Below are 17453 nucleotides of genomic sequence, written 5' to 3'. Positions count from 1 at the left end.
TGCGTATCGGGGCAAGATCGGTCGTGGGGCGAAGCGCCGCATCCTGTGCCCTTGCCGGCACCGGCACCTTGCCCCACCTTGGTCCCCAGAATTCACGCAAGGAGACTCCCATGCCCTCGGAAACGCTTACCTTTCCGGGCCACGACGGCACCCCGCTCGCGGCCCGGCTGGAGCTGCCGGCGGGGCCGGTGCTGGCCACGGCGCTGTTCGCGCATTGCTTTGCCTGTGGTGGCGACATCGCCGCGGCCCAGCGGATCGCGGCGCGGCTGGCGGCGGCGGGCATCGCCGTGCTGCGATTCGATTTCACCGGGATCGACGGCGCGGGCGGGGGGTTCGCGACGCGCAGCTTCACCGCGAGCATCGGCGATCTGACCGCGGCGGCGCGCTTCCTTGCCGCGCGCGGCATGGCGCCGGGGCTGCTGATCGGCCATTCGCTCGGCGGCACCGCGGCGCTTCTGGCGGCCTCCGAGATGCCCTCGGTGACGGCGGTGGCGACGATCGGTGCCTCCTTCGCGCCGGCCTCGCTTGCGCGGCATTTCGGCGAGTCGATCGCCGAGATCGCGGCCGAGGGCGGCGCCGAGGTCAGCATCGGTTCGGCCCGGCTGCGGATCGGGCGCGATTTCGTGCAGAGCCTTGCGGGCCTCTCGGTCGGTCCGGCGGTTGCGGCGCTGCACCGCGCGCTGCTGGTGTTGCACGCGCCGCGCGACATGGTGGTGGGGATCGAGAATGCGACGCGGATCTTCCTGGCCGCGAAACACCCGAAAAGCTTCGTCACCCTCGATGATGCCGATCACATGATCAGCGATCCCGCGGAGGCCGATTATGCCGCGGGGGTGATTGCCGCCTGGGCCGCGCATTACCTCGATTTGTCCGAGCCCGCCTCGGAGGGGGTGCCGGAGGGCGTGGTGCGGGTGTCCGAGGCCGACCCGGCGGGGTTTGCGCAGGATGTCACCGCCGGGCCGCGCCATCACCTGATCGCCGACGAGCCGCTGGCGCAGGGGGGCACCGACCGCGGCCTCTCGCCCTACGGCCTGCTGTCGTCGGCACTTGGTGCCTGCACCTCAATGACGATCCGGATGTATGCGCGGCGCAAGAACTGGCCACTCGAGCATGTCCGGGTCGAGGTGAGCCACCGCAAGCTCCATGCCGAGGATGCGGCGGCGGTCGAGGCCGCGGGCGGGCGGATCGACGTGTTCTCGCGCGAGATCACGCTGGCCGGCCCGCTGGATGCCGAGCAGCGCGCGCGTCTGCTCGAGATTGCCGATCGCTGCCCGGTGCACCGCACGCTGTCGCACGGTGCCACGGTCGAGACCCGGCTGGCGGGCTGATCAGGCGGGCTCGGTGCTGCGCAGGCGCAGCGCGAGGTCGGGCCGGTCGCTGGTCAGATGGCCGATGCCGAGGTCGAGGAAATGGCGGATGCGGTCCGCGTCGTTCACCGTCCAGGCGCAGAGCCGTTCCTTCGGCCAGAGCGCGGTGATCGCGCGCCATTCCGCGTCGAGATAGTCGTGGCGCAGCGCCACGATGTCGACGAGGTGCCCGACGGTGCCCAGGAAGGTCTCGAGCCCGCCCTGGCGCGCCACCCAGTCGGCATCGGCCGAGACGAGACGGGCGATCGACGGGGCGACTTCGGCGCAGTCGCGCAGGGTGCCCACATCGAAGGAGGTCAGATGCGCGCGCCGCTCCAGCCCGTGCGCGATCAGCGCATCGGCGACGCGGGCGGCGATGCCGGGATAGGGCTGGCCGGCGGCGTCGAGCTTGATCTCGACATGCAGGCCAAGGCCGTGCACCGGCGCCAGCACCTCGAGCACCTCGCCGAGCGTCGGCACGCCGGTGTCGCTGTCCTTCAGCAGCGTGCGGCGCCGGGTCTCGGGCGTCAGCGCGCGCACCGGGCCGGTGCTGTCGGTGGTGCGGTCAAGCAGCGGATCGTGGATCACCACAAGCTCGCCCGCATCGGTCAGATGCACGTCGAACTCGATCGCGTCGCAGCCAAGCTGCAGCGCGTTGCGAAAACCCGGAAGCGAGTTCTCGGGCCAGAGGTTGCGGGCACCGCGGTGGCCGTTGATGGCGGTCATGGGAAGCTCCTTCAGCGAATGGTGGGATCGAGCCGGTCGCGCAGCCAGTCTCCGGCCAGCGAAATCGAAAGAGTTGTCAGGGTGATGACAACGGCGGGGGCAAGCATGATCCAGGGCGCGGTGGTCAGGTAATCGCGGCCGAAACCGACCATGTTGCCAAGGCTCGTCTCGGGCGGCTGCACCCCGAGGCCGAGGAAGGAAAGCCCCGATTCCATCAAGACGATCTCGGGGAAGGTCAGGGTCATCGACACGATCAGCGTCGAGGCGACATTGGGCAGGATGTGGCGCAGATAGACGCGGGCGGGGCTGGCGCCAAGCTGCACCACCGCCGCGGCATAGCCCTGCGCGCCGGCCGAGATCGCCAGGCCGCGGGCGATGCGGGCATAGCGCTCCCAGCCGTAAAAGCCCATCAGCCCGACCAGCAGCGGCATCGACGAGCCGAAGAAGGCAAGCACCGCCAGCGCCATGATGAGGAAGGGCAGTGCCGCCTGGAAATCGGCAAGCATGACGACGGCATGCTCGACCCAGCCGCGCGCCTTGGCGGCGAGAAAGCCGAGCGTGGTGCCGAAGACCGCCGAGAGGATCGTCGCGCCGAAGGCGATCACCAGCGACACCCGCACCGACTGGATCAGCCGCGAGAGCACGTCGCGGCCGAGCTCGTCGGTGCCGAGCCAATGGTGCGGCGTCAGCGGCGGGGCAAGCCGCGCCGCCAGATCCATGCGGGTGATCGGGTAGGGGCGCAGCAGATCGGCGAGCGCGGCGCAAAGCAGCATCGCGGCGAGCCAGAAAAGGCTGAGCGCGACCGAGACGGGCAGGCCCGCGGGCAGCCGCAGGCGGCGGGAGCGGGGCAGGATGTCGGCAAGGGCCATGGCGTCCTCCTCAGGCAGCGGGCTGCGCGCGCAGCCGCGGGTCGAGCGCGCCGTAAAGCAGATCGACCACAAGGTTCGAGACGACCATCACCGCGGCGATCAAGAGCAGGATGCACTGCACCACGGCGAGGTCTCGGTTGCTGACCGAGACGATCAGCAGCCGCCCGATGCCGGGCCAGCTGAAGATCGTCTCGACGACGACGGCGCCGGCGATCAGCGAGCCGACCATGAAACCCACCAGCGTCACGATCGGCACCGCGGCATTCGGCAGCGCATGGCCGCGCACGACATTGCGCCATTTTACCCCCTTGGCCGCGGCGGTGCGGATATAGGGCTGGCCCATCACCTCGATCATCGCCGAGCGCGAGAACCGTGCCAGAACGCCGATGCCGCCGATCGAGATGGTGAGCGTCGGCAGGATGCCGTGCACCCAGGTCCCCGAACCGCCCGAGGGCAGCACGCCGAGCGTCACCGCAAAGATCAGCACCAGCACCAGCCCGAGCACGAAGGAGGGGATGGTGAAGCCCGCGACGGCAAGCAGGATCACCCCGCGGTCGATGATGCTGTCGCGGTGCAGCGCGGCATAGACGCCGGCGGGGATGCCGAGGCCGAGCTTCAGGATCAGCGCCGGGATCGTCAGTTGCAGCGTTGCCGGCACGCGCTCGAGCACCAGCGCCAGCGCCGGCGAATGGTCGCGCATCGAGACGCCGAAATCGCCACGGAAGATCGCGCCAAGATAGGCGAGGTATTGCTGCCACAGCGGCGCATCGAGCCCCCAGGCGCGGCGGAAGGCCTCGACCGCCTCCTGTGGCACGTCGGGGCCCAGCATCACCTGCGCCGGGTCTCCGGACAGGCGCAGCACGACGAAGGCGAAGGTCATCACGGCGATCACCGTGGCAAGCGCGCGGGCAAGCCGCAGGGCGACGAAGCGCAGCATCGGCGGTCCTTTCAGGCGGCGACGGGGGCATTCGCCCCGGCGGTGACATGGCAGGCGGTGGCGCGGCCGGGCTCGGGCACACGCAGCGCCGGCACGCGGCTGCGGCACAGGCCCTGCGCCAGCGGGCAGCGCGGGTGGAAGGCACAGCCCGGGGGCCGCGCGGCGGGGTTCGGTGGCTCGCCCTGCAGCAGGATGCGGGCATCGAGCGGCCGCCCCGGCACCGGGATCGAGGAGACCAGCGCCTGGGTGTAGGGGTGGCGCGGCTCGGCGAAGATCTGCTCGGCCGGGCCCTCCTCGACGATCCGGCCGAGATACATCACCGCGACCCGGTCGGCGAGGTTGCGCACCACCTTCAGGTCGTGGCTGATGAAGACCATGCCAAGGCCCTTCTGCCCCTGCAGGTCGCGCAACAGGTTCACCACCTGCGCCTGGATCGAGACATCGAGCGCCGAAACCGGCTCGTCGCAGACCAGAAGCGCGGGGTTGGTGGCCAGCGCGCGGGCGATCACCACGCGCTGGCGCTGGCCGCCCGAGAGCTCGTGCGGATAGCGCCCGCCCTGATCGGCACGCAGCCCGACCGCGGTCATCAGCGCGGCGGTGCGGGCCGGGCGCTCGTCCGGTGTGCCGATGCGGTGGATGTCGAGCGGCTCGCGGATCTGCGCGGCCACTGTCAGCCGCCGGTCAAGCGCCGAGAGCGGATCTTGCCAGACCATCTGCATGCGCGATCGCAGCCGGCGCCAGACCGGCGTGCCGAAGCGCGGCAGCGCCATGCCCTCGAACAGCACCGTGCCGCCCTGCGCCGGGTCGAGGCCCAGCAGCATCCGCCCGAGCGTCGACTTGCCCGAGCCCGACTCGCCGACGATGCCGAGCGTCTCGCCCGCCCGCAGCTTCAGGCTGACCTCGTCGACGGCGCGGACCTCGGCGATCTTGCCGGTCAGGCCGCGGCGGGAGCGGTAGATGCGCACCAGGTCGCGCGCCTCGAGAAGCAGGGGACGGCTCATGTCATCGCCCTTTCCGTGCTGAAGGTTTCGGGCCGCGCCTCGGGCACCGGATAGGCGCAGGCGAGGGTGCGGCCGTCGGGCTGCACCAGCAGATCGGGGCGGGTGCGGCTGCAGGCCTCATGCGCGCGCGAACAGCGCGGCGCGAAAGCGCAGCCGGGCGGCAGGGCACGCGGATCGGGCACCGTGCCCGGGATCGGCACCAGCCGCCGCCGCGGCCCGGTCATCTGCGGGATCGCGTCGAAGAGGCCGCGGGTATAGGGGTGGCGCGGATGCGCGAAGAGGCGCTCGACGCGACCCGCCTCGACGATCCGGCCGGCATACATCACGCAGACCCGCTCGCAGATCTGCGCGACGGCGCCCAGATCGTGGCTGATGAAGACGGTGGCCATGCCGGTCTCGCGCCGCAGCCGGGCAAGCAGCTCGAGGATCTGCGCCTGGATCGTGGCGTCAAGCGCGGTGGTGGGCTCGTCGGCGATCAGCAGCTCGGGCCGGCCGGCGAGCGCCATCGCGATCATCAGCCGCTGGCACTGGCCGCCGGAAAATTCGTGGGTGTAAAGGTCGAAGCGGCGCGGCGCGTCGGGGATGCCGACCATCTCCATCAGCCGGATCGCCTCGGCCTTCGCGGCCGCGCCGCGCAGGTCGCGGTGCAGCCGCAGCGCCTCGCAGATCTGCTTGCCCACCCGGATCACCGGGTTCAGCGCGCTCGACGGGTCCTGGAAGATCATCGCGATGCGCTTGCCGCGCACGGTTTCAAGCGTTTCGCGCGGCGCGCCCACCAGCTCGCCCGCGCCCAGCCGGACCGAGCCCGTGACCCGTGCCTTCGCCGGCAGAAGGCCAAGTGCCGCAAGCCAGGTCACTGACTTGCCGCAGCCCGACTCGCCCACCAGGCCAAGCGCCTCGCCCGGCGCCACGTCGAGGTCGATGCCATGCAACACCGGGACACCGTCGAAGGCGACGCGCAGGTCGCGGATTTCCACCAGTCTGTCCATGAGGTCCTTCCGAAAGGCGCGGTCTTCCGGCCGGGGCCGGAATGCAAAGCCCCGGCGGGCACGCGGCCCGCCGGGGAATGGCCGGGGCAGGGGGTCAGCCCGCGGCCCAGTTCGAGGCGCGGAAGTCCATCGCGAAGGCCGGCGCCGCCTTCCAGTGCAGGTCCGAGCGCATGCCGGTGAAGACCGCGTTCTGGTGCAGCACCTGATAGGCCGGGTCCTCGCGCTCGGCGATCTCCAGCATCCGCGCGATCGCCTTCTTGCGGGTGGGGTGATCGGTCGAGGTCTCCATCACCACCGAGAGCTGGTTCATCTCGGCGTTGGTCCAGTCCTTCTTCTGCTGGGCCTCGCCGTTCGGGCCGAACTGCACCACGAGCGGGGTGATCGGGTCGTTGATCAGGTTCGAGGCCGACCAGTCGCGCACGCCCTTGATCCCGGCGGGGTCATGGATCTGCGCCCAGTTCTCCTTCATCTCGATCTCGACGTTCATGCCGACCTGACGCCACATCTCGACCATGATCTGCGCCGTCGGCGTCTGGTTGGTGTAGTAGTTGTTGAGGAGCCGGTAGGGCACCGCGTCGCCCTTGTAATTGGCCTGCTTCAGCAGGTCGCGGGCGAGTTCGGGGTTATACTCGGGCGCGGCCCAGCCCTCGATGAACATGTCCGAGCTGCGGAAGCTGTCGAACTGCAGGCCCGCCGGCACCACCGTCTGCCCGGCCCAGAGCGCCTCGACGATCGCCTGGCGGTCGATCGCATGGGTCATCGCGCGGCGCACACGCGGATCGGCCAGAACCTCGTTTTGCGTGTTGAAGACCGAGATCCGGTGGTTCCAGATGGTCGAGCTCTGCACCTCGAAGCCCGGGGTGCCGGTGACCGCGCCGATCTGGTCGGGCGGCAGGTCGCAGGCGAAGTCGTATTCGCCCGACAGCAGGCCGTTCACCCGGCTCGACACTTCCGGCACCTCGACGAAGGTGATCTTCTCGAGCGGCGGCTGGCCGCCCCAGTAGTCGTCGAAGGCGACGAGGGTCAGCGACACGTCGGGCTTGAACTCGGCGACCATGTAGGGGCCGGTGGTGACGGGTTTCGCCGCCCATTCGGCATAGCTGGCCGCCTCGTCCCAGGCGCGGCGGTTGGCGATCTGGCTGCCGAAGGCATAGAGCCGGCCCTCGAGCGTCACGTCGGGCGTCGCGTTGTGGAAGCGCACGGTGTATTTGTCGACGATCTCGACGCCCTGCAGCGCCGGCCACAGGCGGCGGCCGATGCCCGGCACGCTGGCGGGCAGGTCCTTCGCCGTCGCCGGGGTGTAGTTCTCGGCGAAGATCGTGCTGCCGCCGACCGGCTGGGTGTCGCCGAAGACGCGCTCGGGCGAGAACGAGAAGGCGACGTCCTCGGCGGTCATCTCGTCGCCGTTGTGGAACTTGACGCCCTCGCGCAGCTTCAGCTCGATCGTCTTGTCGTCGATCCGCGACCACGAGGTCGCCAGACCCGGCACCGGGCCCTGATCGCCCATCCAGTTGCGCAGGATCAGCCCTTCCCAGAGGTTCGGGAAGAACACCCGCTCGCCGACGTTCGACTGCTCGTTCCAGATGTCGAGCGTGTTGTTGTTGGTGATCTTCTGCACCGCGACGGTGATCGAGCGGCGGGCGCCCTGCGCGCGCAGATAGCCGGGCAGCAGCAGGCTGCCGGTGGTGGCGCCCAGCAGTCCGAGGGCATGGCGGCGGTTCAAGCGGATCATCGGTGTCTCCTGAAATGGCACAAGGCGGGGCCGGGCCCCGGGAACAGGGACCGCCGCGGTGGAGCGGCGGGACTGCCGGTCATTGAGCAGGTTCAGGTGACGTTCCGGCGACCGCCGTGCGAAACTTGCGTAACAGGCCCGCGCGGGCTCAGCCGCGCGGCAGCCAGGGCGGGTGCTCGCCGATGGTGGCGACGAGATGGTCGACGAAAAGCCGCAGCTTGCGCGGCATCGGCCGGATCGGCGGCCAGACCGCGCTGATCGGCAGGGGCGGCGGGGCAAGGCCCGGCAGCACCGCAACGAGCCGCCCGTCGGCCAGCGCGTCATGCACGATGAACGAGGGCAGCAGCGCAAGGCCCAGCCCGGCAATCGCCATGTCGCGCATCGCCTCGCCGTTGTTCGCGGCGACACGGGCGGGGCGGGGCGGCGGCACGCCGGGGCCGAGCTCCCAGGCCTCGCCCGGGCGGGTGTTGAGATAGCCGATCGCCTCGTGCGCAGACAGATCCGCGGCCGTGGCGGGGGTGCCCATGCGGGCGAGGTAATCGGGGCTCGCGACGATCGCGCGCGGGTCCTCGCACAGCCGGCGCGCCATCAGCGTGCTGTCGCGCAGCCGGCCGATGCGCAGCGCCACGTCGAAGCCCGCCCGTGCCAGGTCGATGTGCTGATCGTCGTAGTTCAGCACGATCTCGAGCCCCGGATGGGCGCGGGCAAACCCCGCCACCACCGGGCCGAGATGGCGGATGCCGAAGCTCATCGGCGCGGCGATGGCAAGCCGGCCGCGCAGCGCGCCGCTGGCGGCACTTTCGGTCGCGGCAACGAGCGTGGCGAGTGCCGGGCGCAGGCGTTCGGCCAGCTCCTGCGCCGCATCGGTCGCGCTGATCCGCCCGGCGCTGCGCAGGAACAGCGCGGTGCCAAGCGCCGCCTCGAACTCGGCGATGCGCTTGCTGACCACCGATTTCGACAGTCGCAGCCGCGCGCCCGCGGCCGAGACGCTGCCGGTCTCCATCACCGCAAGGAAGGTCTCGATATCCGCGAGCGTCCAGGTCATGCGGGCAGGATATCCGCCCGCCGTGCCGTTCGCAAATCCCGAACGTGGCTTAAAGCGGCAGTTTCGGTTTCTCGCCCGGGGCGGTGGTGAAGACATCGGCCCAGTCCGGGTTCCGGGTGTAGAGAAGCTGGACATAGGGGCAGAGCGGGATGATCTTCACCCCCTCGGCGCGGGCATCGGCCACCAGCCGTTCGACCAGCGCCGCGGCGACGCCGGTGCCGCGCAGGGCATCGGGCGCGCCGGTGTGATCGGCACTGAGGAGCGCCGGGCCGCGCCGGGTGAAGGTCAGTTCCGCCTCGGCGTCGATGCCGGCGATGCGGGCGACATAGCGCCCGTGCAGGTCGTCGGGCCATTCGCGGGTGAGGGTGATGTCAGCCATGGGTCTCTTCTCCTGTGATCCAGTCCCGCACCGCGGCCTCGTCGGCCGTGGTGATCTCATGCCCGGCGTCGAGCGTCCTTGCACTGACCCCGGCCCCGGCCGCGGTCAGCGCCGCGGTAAGCTTCGGCGCCTCGGCGCGGAAGAAGTCGCGCGCCCCGGTCAGCGCCAGCACCCGGGTGCCGGCGAGATCGGCGGCGGGCGGGTTTTCCAGCGCCGCCGCCGGGCGCAGCAGCACAGCCCGCCGCACCGCGCCGGGGTAAAGCTGCAGCACCGCGCCGAGGAACGCCGCCCCGTTCGAATAGCCGATCACGCTCAGCCCGTCCGGGTCGAGCCCATAGGCGCGGCGCGCCTCGCTCAGGAAGGCGTCGAAGGCTTCGGCCTCGGCGCGGATGTCGTCCTGATCGAAGCGCATCAGCCCGTCGCGGCGGAACCAGCGCGGCGTGCCCTCCTCGACCGCGCGGCCGCGCAGGGCGATCAGCGTCGCGCGCGGGTTCACCCGATGCGCGAAGGGCAGCAGGTCGGCCTCGTTCCCGCCCGAGCCGTGCAGCAGCACGAGCGTCGTGCCGTCCGGGTCTTCGGGGGTGAAGATCCGGTGCACGAAGGGCAGCTCGCGCTGCGGCAGGCGCGGCGCGCCCGGCAGGGCAAATTGCGGCAGCATCACCCGCAGATCGGCGGCGCGGCGCGGGTCGTCGACCGGCACGAAGAGCGTCTCGCCCAGATGCCCGGGCGCCTCGTCCACCGCAAAGCCGGGCCCGTCCGTCGCGTATTCGAGCAGGCTGCCACCCGGCTCGCGCACATAGAGCGAGGTGAAATAGGTCCGGTCGTGCAGCGCGGTGGGTTCGGCCGGAGCCAGCGCCGCCTCCATTGCCGCGACCGCCGCCACATCGGGGGCGCGGAAGGCGACATGGTCGATGCCGCCGGTGCCCGCCGCCGCCTCCCAAAAGCCGGTCGCGTCGCGGATATCGAGCGCGTCGGTGTCCGACACCAGCCGCCGCACCGCGCCCTCGCGCGCCGCCTCGCGATAGCCGAAGCGGGCGACGAAGGCCGCGGTCTCGTCCGGGCGCTCGGTGAAGAGGGTGACCGCACGCAGCCGGCGCGGCGCCTCGACCGGGCCGAGCGGCGCGGTGGCGGGCAGATCGGTTCCGACCAGCTTCACGATGATGCCGTCGGGGTCCTTCAGCCGCAGCACCGTCTCGCCGAATTCGCGCGCGGGGCCCTCGACCGGCACATGCGCGGCGAGCGCCCGGGTCAGCCACAGGCCGATGCTGTCGGCGGGGACGGCGAGCGCGATCTCGCCCGGCGCGCCATGGCCCGCGCGGCCCGGCCCGCCATCCTCCCACACCAGGAAGGTGACGAGCGAGCCGGGCGCGCCCATGGCATCGCCGTAGAACAGGTGGAGCTGGTTTGCGTCCTCGAAACCGCCGGTGCGCTTGACCAGCCGCAGGCCGAGGAAGCCCGCGTAGAAGTCGACATTCGCCTGAACGCGGCGGGTGAGGGCGGTGACGTGATGCAGTCCGGTGGTCATGGGATTTCTCCTGAAGGAGGGTTGCGCAGAAGATAGGGCGCCGTGGCCTCCCGGCGAAGCGGCGGTGCGCCGAACCCGGCGTTCTCGAAATGCGAACGCATTGCGCCTCACCTGTTTCCGGATTTCGTGCTATTTCAGAGTCCATCAACGACAGGAGCACGCCATGAGCTGGAACCCCGCCCTTGCCCCGGGCGACCCCGACGCCGTCGGCCCCGAGGCGATCGAGACCCTGATCATCCCCCGCGCCCGCGATCTGGGCGGCTTCGAGGTGCAGCGTGCGCTGCCCTCGGTGCAGCGCCAGATGGTCGGGCCCTTCATCTTCTTCGACCATATCGGTCCGGCCGAGTTCCTCACCGGCAAGGGCATCGACATCCGGCCGCACCCGCATATCGGGCTAGGCACGGTGACCTATCTCTACCGCGGCGACTTCCATCACCGCGACAGCACCGGCGCCGATCAGGTGATCGTGCCGGGCGAGGTGAACTGGATGGTCGCGGGCAAGGGGGTGACTCATTCCGAGCGCACCAGCGAGGCCGGCAAGCACGGGCCGCACAGCCTTTACGGCATCCAGACCTGGATCGCGCTGCCCGAGGACCGCGAGGACATGGCCCCGGTGTTCGAGCATCACGGCAAGGGCGCGCTGCCGCTCTTCGAGGATGGCGGGGTCAGCGCCCGGCTGATCCTCGGCACCGCCTATGGCGAGGCGGCACCGGCGACGATGTTTTCCGAAACCTTCTACCTTGACGTGACGCTGGCCCCCGGCGCGCGCTTCCCGCTGCCCGACGATCACGAGGACCGCGGCATCTATGTCACCGAGGGCGCGATCCGCGTTGCCGGCCAGCGCTTCGAGGCGGGGCGGATGATGGTGTTCCGGCCGGGCGACCGGATCACCGTCGAGGCGGGCGAGCGCGGCGCGCGGATCATGGCGCTTGGCGGCGCCACGCTGAACGGGCCGCGCCATATCTGGTGGAACTTCGTCGCCTCGAGCCGCGAGCGGATCGAGCATGCGAAGGAAGAGTGGCGCGCCGCGCATTGGGGGCAGGGGCTGTTCGACCTGCCCGCCACCGACCACGACGAGTTCATCCCGCTGCCCTGAGCGACAGCTGCCCCGAACGGCTGCCCCGGTGCATTGACGCGCCGGGGCGCTTGGTGAACTAATCGGCGCCGGACGAAGGGCGCCCCGCCGCGCGGGGGGCCGCCGATGCGGAGGCGCTGCGATGACCCATTCCCCCTTGCGACCGGCCTGTGCGCCCCGTTTCCGGGCGTGCCGATGAGTGGCGCGCTGTCCGACCCGATCTTCGCCGTCCTCCTCGACAGCCCGCCGCCGCCCGTCGATACCGCGGCGGCCGAGGCGCTGCTGCGCGATCTGTGGGGGATCGAGGGCCGGGCCGAGAGCCTCGCCTGCGAGCGCGACGCGAATTTCCGTATCACCACCGAGGCCGGGCCGGGCTATGTGCTGAAGGTGGCGAACCCGGCCGAGGCGCGCGCCACCACCGCGTTTCAGGTCGAGGCGCTGCGCTGGCTCGAACGGACCGCCCCGACGCTGCCGGTGCCGCGGATGGTCGCGACCCGCGGCGGCGATTTCCTGACACCGCTCGCCCTTGCCGACGGGCGGGACAGCACGGTGCGGCTGCTCAGCTGGGTGCCGGGCACGCCGGTGGCGCGCACGGGCGGGGCGGGGGCGCTGGCGGCGCAGATCGGCACGCTTGCCGCGCAGCTGGGCGCGGGGCTGGCGGGCTTCCGCCATCCCGCCGCGGGGCACGAGATCCTGTGGGACATCCGCCACCTGCCGCGGCTGACGCCGCTGCTCGCCTCGCTGCCCGCGGGCGCCTTGCGCGACCAGCTTCAGGCCGAGATCGACCATTTCGCCGCCGCGGTGGCGCCGCGCCTGCCCGCGCTGCGCTGGCAGGTGGTGCACAATGACCTCAACCACCACAACCTCGTCATCGACCCGCAGGCGCCCGAGCGGATTGCGGGCGTGCTCGACTTCGGCGACATGGTGCGCACGGCGCGGGCGATCGATGTCGCGGTGGCGGCCTCTTATCTCACCCATCTCGAGGACGATCCGCTTGCCCCGGTCATGCGGATGGTGGCGGCCTATGCCGCGGTCACGCCGCTTGATGCGGCGGAAATCGAGCTGCTGCGCGACCTGATCGTGGCGCGGCTGGTCGCCTCGATCGCGATCACCGAATGGCGCGCGGCGCGCTATCCGGAAAATGCCGAGTATATCTTGCGAAACAACCGCGGCGCGCGGGCGGGGATGGCGGGATTTGCCGCCCTGCCGCGCGCGGATGTCACGGCGGCACTGCGGGCCGCGGCTGAGGAGGGCGTGCGATGACGCGCGAGACGATGGTGAACGCCTATGTCGAGGGGGCGGCCGACCTCGATGCCGAGACCGCGGCGCTGATCGCGCGGCGGCAGGCGCTGCTCGGGCCCGCCTATCGGCTGTTTTACGAAAAGCCGCTGCATCTGGTGCGGGGCGAGGGCGCGTGGCTCTATGACGCCGCGGGCGAGGCCTATCTCGACGCCTACAACAACGTCACCTCGGTCGGGCATTGCCACCCGAAGGTGGTGGCGGCGATCGCCGCGCAGGCGGGCCTGCTGGCGACCCATACCCGCTATCTGCACGCGGGCGTGCTCGATTATGCCGAGCGGCTGCTCGCCACGCTGCCGGCCGAGATCGGGCAGATGATGTTCACCTGCACCGGCTCCGAGGCGAATGACCTTGCCGTGCGGATCGCGCGCGCCTTCACCGGCGGCACCGGCATCATCGTCACCGAGACCGCCTATCACGGCGTCACCCAGGCGGTGGCGGAATTCTCGCCCTCGCTTGGCCCGGCGGTCGATCTGGGCGTGCATGTGCGCACCGTGCCCGCCCCCGACAGCTACCGCGAGGCGGATGTGGCAGGCGCCTTCACCGCCGCGGTCGAGGCGGCGATCGCCGATCTCATCCGCCATGGCATCCGCCCGGCGCTCTTCATCTGCGACGGCATCTTCGCCTCGGACGGGGTGTTCGACGGGCCCGCGGGCTTCCTGCAGGGCGCGGTCGCGGCGGTCCGTGCCGCGGGCGGGCTTTACATCGCTGACGAGGTGCAATCGGGCTTTGGCCGCACCGGCGACGCGATGTGGGGCTTTCAGCGCCACGGCGTCACCCCCGACATCGTCACCATGGGCAAGCCGATGGGCAACGGCTATCCGGTCGCGGGGGTTGCGCTGCGCCCCGAGGTGGTCGCCGAGTTCGGCCGCAAGGCGCGCTATTTCAACACCTTCGGCGGCAATGCGGTGGCGATTGCGGCGGCGACTGCGGTGCTGGACGTGATCGAGGGCGAGGGGCTCGTTGCGCATGCCCGCGACGTCGGCGCGCATCTGCGCGCCGGGCTGCGCGGGCTTGCCGACCGCCATCCCTGCATCGGCGACGTGCGCGGGGCAGGGCTCTTCATCGGCGTCGAGATCATCTCGGACCGCGCCGCGAAGACCCCCGACCCGGCGCGCACGGCGGCGATCGTCAACGGGCTTCGCGAGGAGCGCGTGCTGATCTCGGCCTGTGCCAAGGGCGCGAATGTGCTGAAGATCCGCCCGCCGCTGATCTTCACCCGCGAGCAGGCCGATCTGCTGGTCGCGCGGCTCGACCGGGTGCTTGGCGGGCTCGGCTGAGTTCAGCCTTGCAGGAAGCTCTGCGGCGGCCGGCCGAATTGCGCGCGGAAGGCGGCGACGAAGGCGCTCGGGCTGCGATAGCCGAGCGACCAGGCGATCTCGGTGCTGCTCTTGCCGCGCTCGAGCCGCTCGATCGCCGCCATCAGCCGCAGCCGGCTGCGCCACTGCCGGAAGGTGAGCCCGGTCTCGGCGCGGAACAGCCGTTCCAGCGTGCGCGGGCTTGCCCCGGCCAGGGCCGCCAGATCGGCCAGCGGGCGCGCCTCGTCGGGCGTTTCGCGCAGGTGCCGCATCAGCCGCAAAAGCCGCGGGTCATGCGCGCCGGGCAGGCTGAAGGGGGCCTCGCTCAGCGCCTCGATCTCGTCGGTGATGACCGCGGCGAGCCGCAGCCGCCGCGCGTCGAGGGGCGCGTCGGTCGTCAGCGCGGCCAGCCGCAGGATCAGCTCGCGCAGCAGCGGTGTCAGCAGCAGCACGGCGCAGCGTGGCACCTGCCGGCGCAGCGCCAGCGTCGGGTCGACGTAGAGGTTGCGGATCTCGACCTCGGTCTCGGTGGTGACGTGGTGGTCGGTGCCGCCCGGGATCCAGACCGCGTGGCTGGGCGGCACGATCCAGACGCCGCCGTGGCTCGTCACCCGCAACACCCCCTGCATCGCCCAGATCAGCTGGCCGCGCGGGTGGCGGTGCGGCTCGACCATCTGCCCGGCCGGCATCCGCCCGCTGTGCACCAGCACCGGGCGCGCGGGATCGCGCACGAAGCCCGCACCGCTGGCGGGCCGGGTTGGCGTTTCGGCGACATCCTTTGTCATGATGATGGTCTAACGCAGGGGCGCGCGCGGGGCTAGTGTGGCGGCGAAGGCGAATGGAGGGCCCATGTCAGTCGCAAGAATTTCGATGAAACCGCTTTTCGTCGGGCTGGTCGTGCTGGCGGCGCTGGCGCTTGCGGTGCTGCCGCCGGCCGCGCTGACACCCGAGCAGGCGCGCACGCTCGGCATCGTGCTGGTCACGCTGGCGCTCTGGGCGACGGGGGTGGTGCCGGGATACCTCGCCAGCCTGATCTTCTTCGCCGTGGTGCTGATCCTCGGCCTTGCGCCGGCCGCCACGGTCTTTGCGGGCTTCGGCTCGACCGCGGTCTGGCTGATCGTCTCGGGTTTCGTCATCGGCACGGCGATCGGCGTGTCGGGCCTTGGCGGGCGGCTCGCCGAAGCGGTGGGGCCGGTGCTCGGCCGCTCCTATCCGCGGCTCATCGCCGGGCTGATGGGCGTGGCGATGGCGCTTGGCTTCCTGATGCCCTCCTCGGTCGGGCGCGCGGTGGTGCTGGTGCCGATCGGCATGGCGCTTGCCGACCGGGCGGGCTTTGGCCGCGGCTCGAACGGGCGCATCGGCATTGCCGCGGTGCTGGCGATCGGCTGCAACATGCCGAGCTTCGCGATCCTGCCCTCGAACATCCCGAACATGGTGCTGTCGGGCGCGGCCGAGACCATCCACCACGTCCATTTCGGCTATACCGAATATCTGCTGCTGCATTACCCGGTGCTGGGCCTGCTGAAGGCGGCGCTGACCGTCGCGCTGGTGCTGCGGCTGTTCCCGGCCGAGGTCGGTGCGCCGCTGCCGCGCGTGCTGGAGGCAGAGGCCGCGGCAGGCGCGAAACCCGGCGAGCGCGGCCTGCAGATCCGGGTGGCGGTGATCTTGCTGGCGACGCTGGTGCTGTGGATGACCGACAGCTGGCACGGGGTGAACGCGGCCTGGGTCGGGCTGGTTGCGGCGGTGATCCTGCTGCTGCCGGGGATCGGCGTGGTGACGCCGCCGGCCTTCAGGCAGGGCGTCGATTTCGGCATGCTGCTGTTCGTCGTCGGTGCGCTCGCGCTTGGCGCGATGGTCAATGCCTCGGGGCTCGGTGCGCTGTTCGGTGCCGGGCTGCAAAAGGTGCTGCCGATGGCGCCCGGGGCGGATGCGACGAATTTCCTGTCGCTCGTCGCAATGGCCAGCGGCACCGGCCTCTTCGCCACCGTGCCGGGGGTGCCCGCGGTGCTGACGCCGATGGCGCAGGACCTTGCCACCCTCACCGGATTCAGCCTGAAGGCGGTGCTGATGACCCAGGTGATCGGCTTCTCGACGGTGTTCTTCCCCTATCAGGTGGGGCCGCTCGTGGTGGCGATGCAGCTCTCGGGCGAGCGGCTTTCCCACCTCGTCAAGGTGGTGCTGCCGCTCGCGTTGCTGACGCTTCTCGTCCTCGCGCCGCTCGACTTCCTGTGGTGGAAGCTTCTGGGCTGGATCTGACCCTCAGGGGATCAGCACCGTGGTGCCGGTGGTGCGCCGCCCTTCAAGCGCCGCATGCGCCGCGGCCGCCTCGCGCAGCGGCTGCGTCGCCACCACGTCGGCGCGGACCTCGCCACGTTCGAGCCGGCCGAACAGATCGGCGGCGCGGCGTTCGAGGTCTTCGCGCGCATCGACATAATCAAAGAGCATCGGCCGGTTCGCCGACAGCGAGCCCCTGGCGAGGTCGGAGAGCTTAAAATCCTCGATCATCCCCGAGGACTGGCCGAAGTTCACGAACATGCCGAAGCGCTTCAGACAGGCGAGCGAGCCGCGCCAGGTGTCGCGCCCGACGCTGTCATAGACCGCAGCGCAGAGCGCGCCTTCGGTCAGCCGCGCGACCTCGGGGGCGAAGTCGGTGGCGGTGTAGTCGATGACGTCGCTGTAGCCGTGTTCGAGCGCCAGCGCGACCTTGGCGGGGCCGCCCGCGGTGCCGATCGCCCGCGCCCCGAGCGCGCGCAGCCATTGGCCGAGGAGCAGCCCGACGCCGCCTGCCGCCGCATGCACCAGCACCGTATCGCCGGGCTGCACCGCGTAGGACGAGGTGACGAGATATTGCGCCGTCAGCCCCTTCAGCATGACGCTTGCCGCCACCGTGTCGGGGATCGCGTCGGGCAGCCGCACCAGCCGGTCCGCGGGCACCACGCGCCGCGTGCGATAGGCGCCGAATTTCAGCACATAGGCGACCCGGTCGCCGGGCCGCACGCTGTCGACGCCGGGGCCCACCGCCTCGACCACGCCGGCGGCCTCGGCGCCGGGGATCATCGTGCCCTCGGGCCAGGCGTAAAGGCCCGAGCGGTGATAGACGTCGATGAAGTTCACCCCGATCGCGGTGTGGCGCAGCAGCGCCTCGCCGGGGCCGGGGGCGGCGGTCTCGACCGCGCTCCATTCCATCACCTCGGGACCGCCCGGGCGGCGGGCGACAAGGGCCATGTCCATC

16 protein-coding genes are annotated in these 17453 nt (G+C 71.1%); 5 read left to right on the top strand and 11 right to left on the bottom strand.

Annotated features, from left to right (window positions below):
- Nucleotides 1–110: 110 nt before the first annotated feature.
- Entirely contained in the window at nucleotides 111–1328 is a 1218-nt protein-coding gene (locus tag EOW66_RS02860) for a bifunctional alpha/beta hydrolase/OsmC family protein (RefSeq protein WP_128154661.1), read from the top strand.
- Here the strand turns inward: EOW66_RS02860 and EOW66_RS02855 are convergent, their stop codons facing one another.
- The 9 genes from EOW66_RS02855 to EOW66_RS02815 form a co-directional block, all read right to left on the bottom strand.
- The gene (locus EOW66_RS02855) at nucleotides 1329–2072 is read right to left on the bottom strand and encodes a glycerophosphodiester phosphodiesterase family protein (protein WP_128154659.1); all 744 of its coding nucleotides are present in this window, start codon (nucleotides 2070–2072) and stop codon (nucleotides 1329–1331) included. It abuts the gene before it with no gap.
- Nucleotides 2073–2083: 11 nt separating this feature from the next.
- The gene (locus EOW66_RS02850) at nucleotides 2084–2941 is read right to left on the bottom strand and encodes an ABC transporter permease (RefSeq protein ID WP_128154657.1); all 858 of its coding nucleotides are present in this window, start codon (nucleotides 2939–2941) and stop codon (nucleotides 2084–2086) included.
- A gap of 10 nt (nucleotides 2942–2951) precedes the next feature.
- On the bottom strand, nucleotides 2952–3878 hold the full coding sequence (locus tag EOW66_RS02845; RefSeq protein WP_128154655.1) for an ABC transporter permease: 927 nt from the start codon (nucleotides 3876–3878) through the stop codon (nucleotides 2952–2954).
- A gap of 11 nt (nucleotides 3879–3889) precedes the next feature.
- Nucleotides 3890–4879 carry an ABC transporter ATP-binding protein gene (locus EOW66_RS02840; protein ID WP_128154653.1) on the bottom strand — a complete coding sequence of 330 codons (990 nt, stop codon included), beginning with the start codon at nucleotides 4877–4879 and terminating at the stop codon, nucleotides 3890–3892.
- Complete coding sequence (locus EOW66_RS02835; protein ID WP_128154651.1) at nucleotides 4876–5868, bottom strand: ABC transporter ATP-binding protein; 993 nt, start codon at nucleotides 5866–5868, stop codon at nucleotides 4876–4878. Before EOW66_RS02835 ends, EOW66_RS02840 begins: the two co-directional genes overlap by 4 nt.
- A 94-nt stretch (nucleotides 5869–5962) precedes the next feature.
- Nucleotides 5963–7600, bottom strand: coding sequence for an ABC transporter substrate-binding protein (locus EOW66_RS02830; RefSeq protein ID WP_128154649.1), 1638 nt, complete (start codon nucleotides 7598–7600; stop codon nucleotides 5963–5965).
- A 148-nt stretch (nucleotides 7601–7748) separates the two neighbouring features.
- Nucleotides 7749–8645 carry a LysR family transcriptional regulator gene (locus tag EOW66_RS02825; RefSeq protein WP_128154647.1) on the bottom strand — a complete coding sequence of 299 codons (897 nt, stop codon included), beginning with the start codon at nucleotides 8643–8645 and terminating at the stop codon, nucleotides 7749–7751.
- A 49-nt stretch (nucleotides 8646–8694) separates the two neighbouring features.
- On the bottom strand, nucleotides 8695–9024 hold the full coding sequence (locus EOW66_RS02820) for a GNAT family N-acetyltransferase (protein ID WP_128154645.1): 330 nt from the start codon (nucleotides 9022–9024) through the stop codon (nucleotides 8695–8697).
- A complete protein-coding gene (locus tag EOW66_RS02815) occupies nucleotides 9017–10549 on the bottom strand; it encodes a VOC family protein (RefSeq protein ID WP_128154643.1) in 1533 nt (510 codons plus the stop codon). The genes EOW66_RS02820 and EOW66_RS02815 overlap by 8 nt, the downstream gene beginning before the upstream one ends.
- A gap of 163 nt (nucleotides 10550–10712) precedes the next feature.
- On the opposite strand from EOW66_RS02815, the gene EOW66_RS02810 reads away from it, so the two are divergent.
- The 3 genes from EOW66_RS02810 to EOW66_RS02800 all read left to right on the top strand — a co-directional run bounded on the left by EOW66_RS02810 (nucleotide 10713) and on the right by EOW66_RS02800 (nucleotide 14203).
- Nucleotides 10713–11645, top strand: coding sequence for a pirin family protein (locus EOW66_RS02810; protein ID WP_128154641.1), 933 nt, complete (start codon nucleotides 10713–10715; stop codon nucleotides 11643–11645).
- A gap of 174 nt (nucleotides 11646–11819) precedes the next feature.
- A complete protein-coding gene (locus EOW66_RS02805; RefSeq protein WP_164881003.1) occupies nucleotides 11820–12887 on the top strand; it encodes a phosphotransferase in 1068 nt (355 codons plus the stop codon).
- Entirely contained in the window at nucleotides 12884–14203 is a 1320-nt protein-coding gene (locus EOW66_RS02800; RefSeq protein ID WP_128154638.1) for an aspartate aminotransferase family protein, read from the top strand. The genes EOW66_RS02805 and EOW66_RS02800 overlap by 4 nt, the downstream gene beginning before the upstream one ends.
- 2 nt (nucleotides 14204–14205) lie before the next feature.
- Here the strand turns inward: EOW66_RS02800 and EOW66_RS02795 are convergent, their stop codons facing one another.
- On the bottom strand, nucleotides 14206–15006 hold the full coding sequence (locus EOW66_RS02795) for an AraC family transcriptional regulator (protein ID WP_128154636.1): 801 nt from the start codon (nucleotides 15004–15006) through the stop codon (nucleotides 14206–14208).
- 85 nt (nucleotides 15007–15091) lie between these two features.
- Between EOW66_RS02795 and EOW66_RS02790 the strand changes: the two genes are divergently transcribed.
- Nucleotides 15092–16477 (top strand): SLC13 family permease, encoded by a 1386-nt coding sequence (locus tag EOW66_RS02790; protein ID WP_128154634.1) that lies wholly within the window; start codon nucleotides 15092–15094, stop codon nucleotides 16475–16477.
- Nucleotides 16478–16480: 3 nt separating this feature from the next.
- On the opposite strand, the gene EOW66_RS02785 is transcribed toward EOW66_RS02790, so the two are convergent.
- On the bottom strand, nucleotides 16481–17452 hold the full coding sequence (locus EOW66_RS02785; RefSeq protein WP_128154633.1) for a quinone oxidoreductase family protein: 972 nt from the start codon (nucleotides 17450–17452) through the stop codon (nucleotides 16481–16483).
- Nucleotide 17453: the final 1 nt, after the last annotated feature.

The sequence above is a fragment of the Paenirhodobacter huangdaonensis genome (assembly GCF_004022465.1).
Taxonomy (GTDB): Bacteria; Pseudomonadota; Alphaproteobacteria; order Rhodobacterales; family Rhodobacteraceae; genus Rhodobacter; species Rhodobacter huangdaonensis.
The sequence above is the reverse complement of the archived record's forward strand: the minus strand, read 5'-3'. Positions and strand labels throughout refer to the sequence as shown.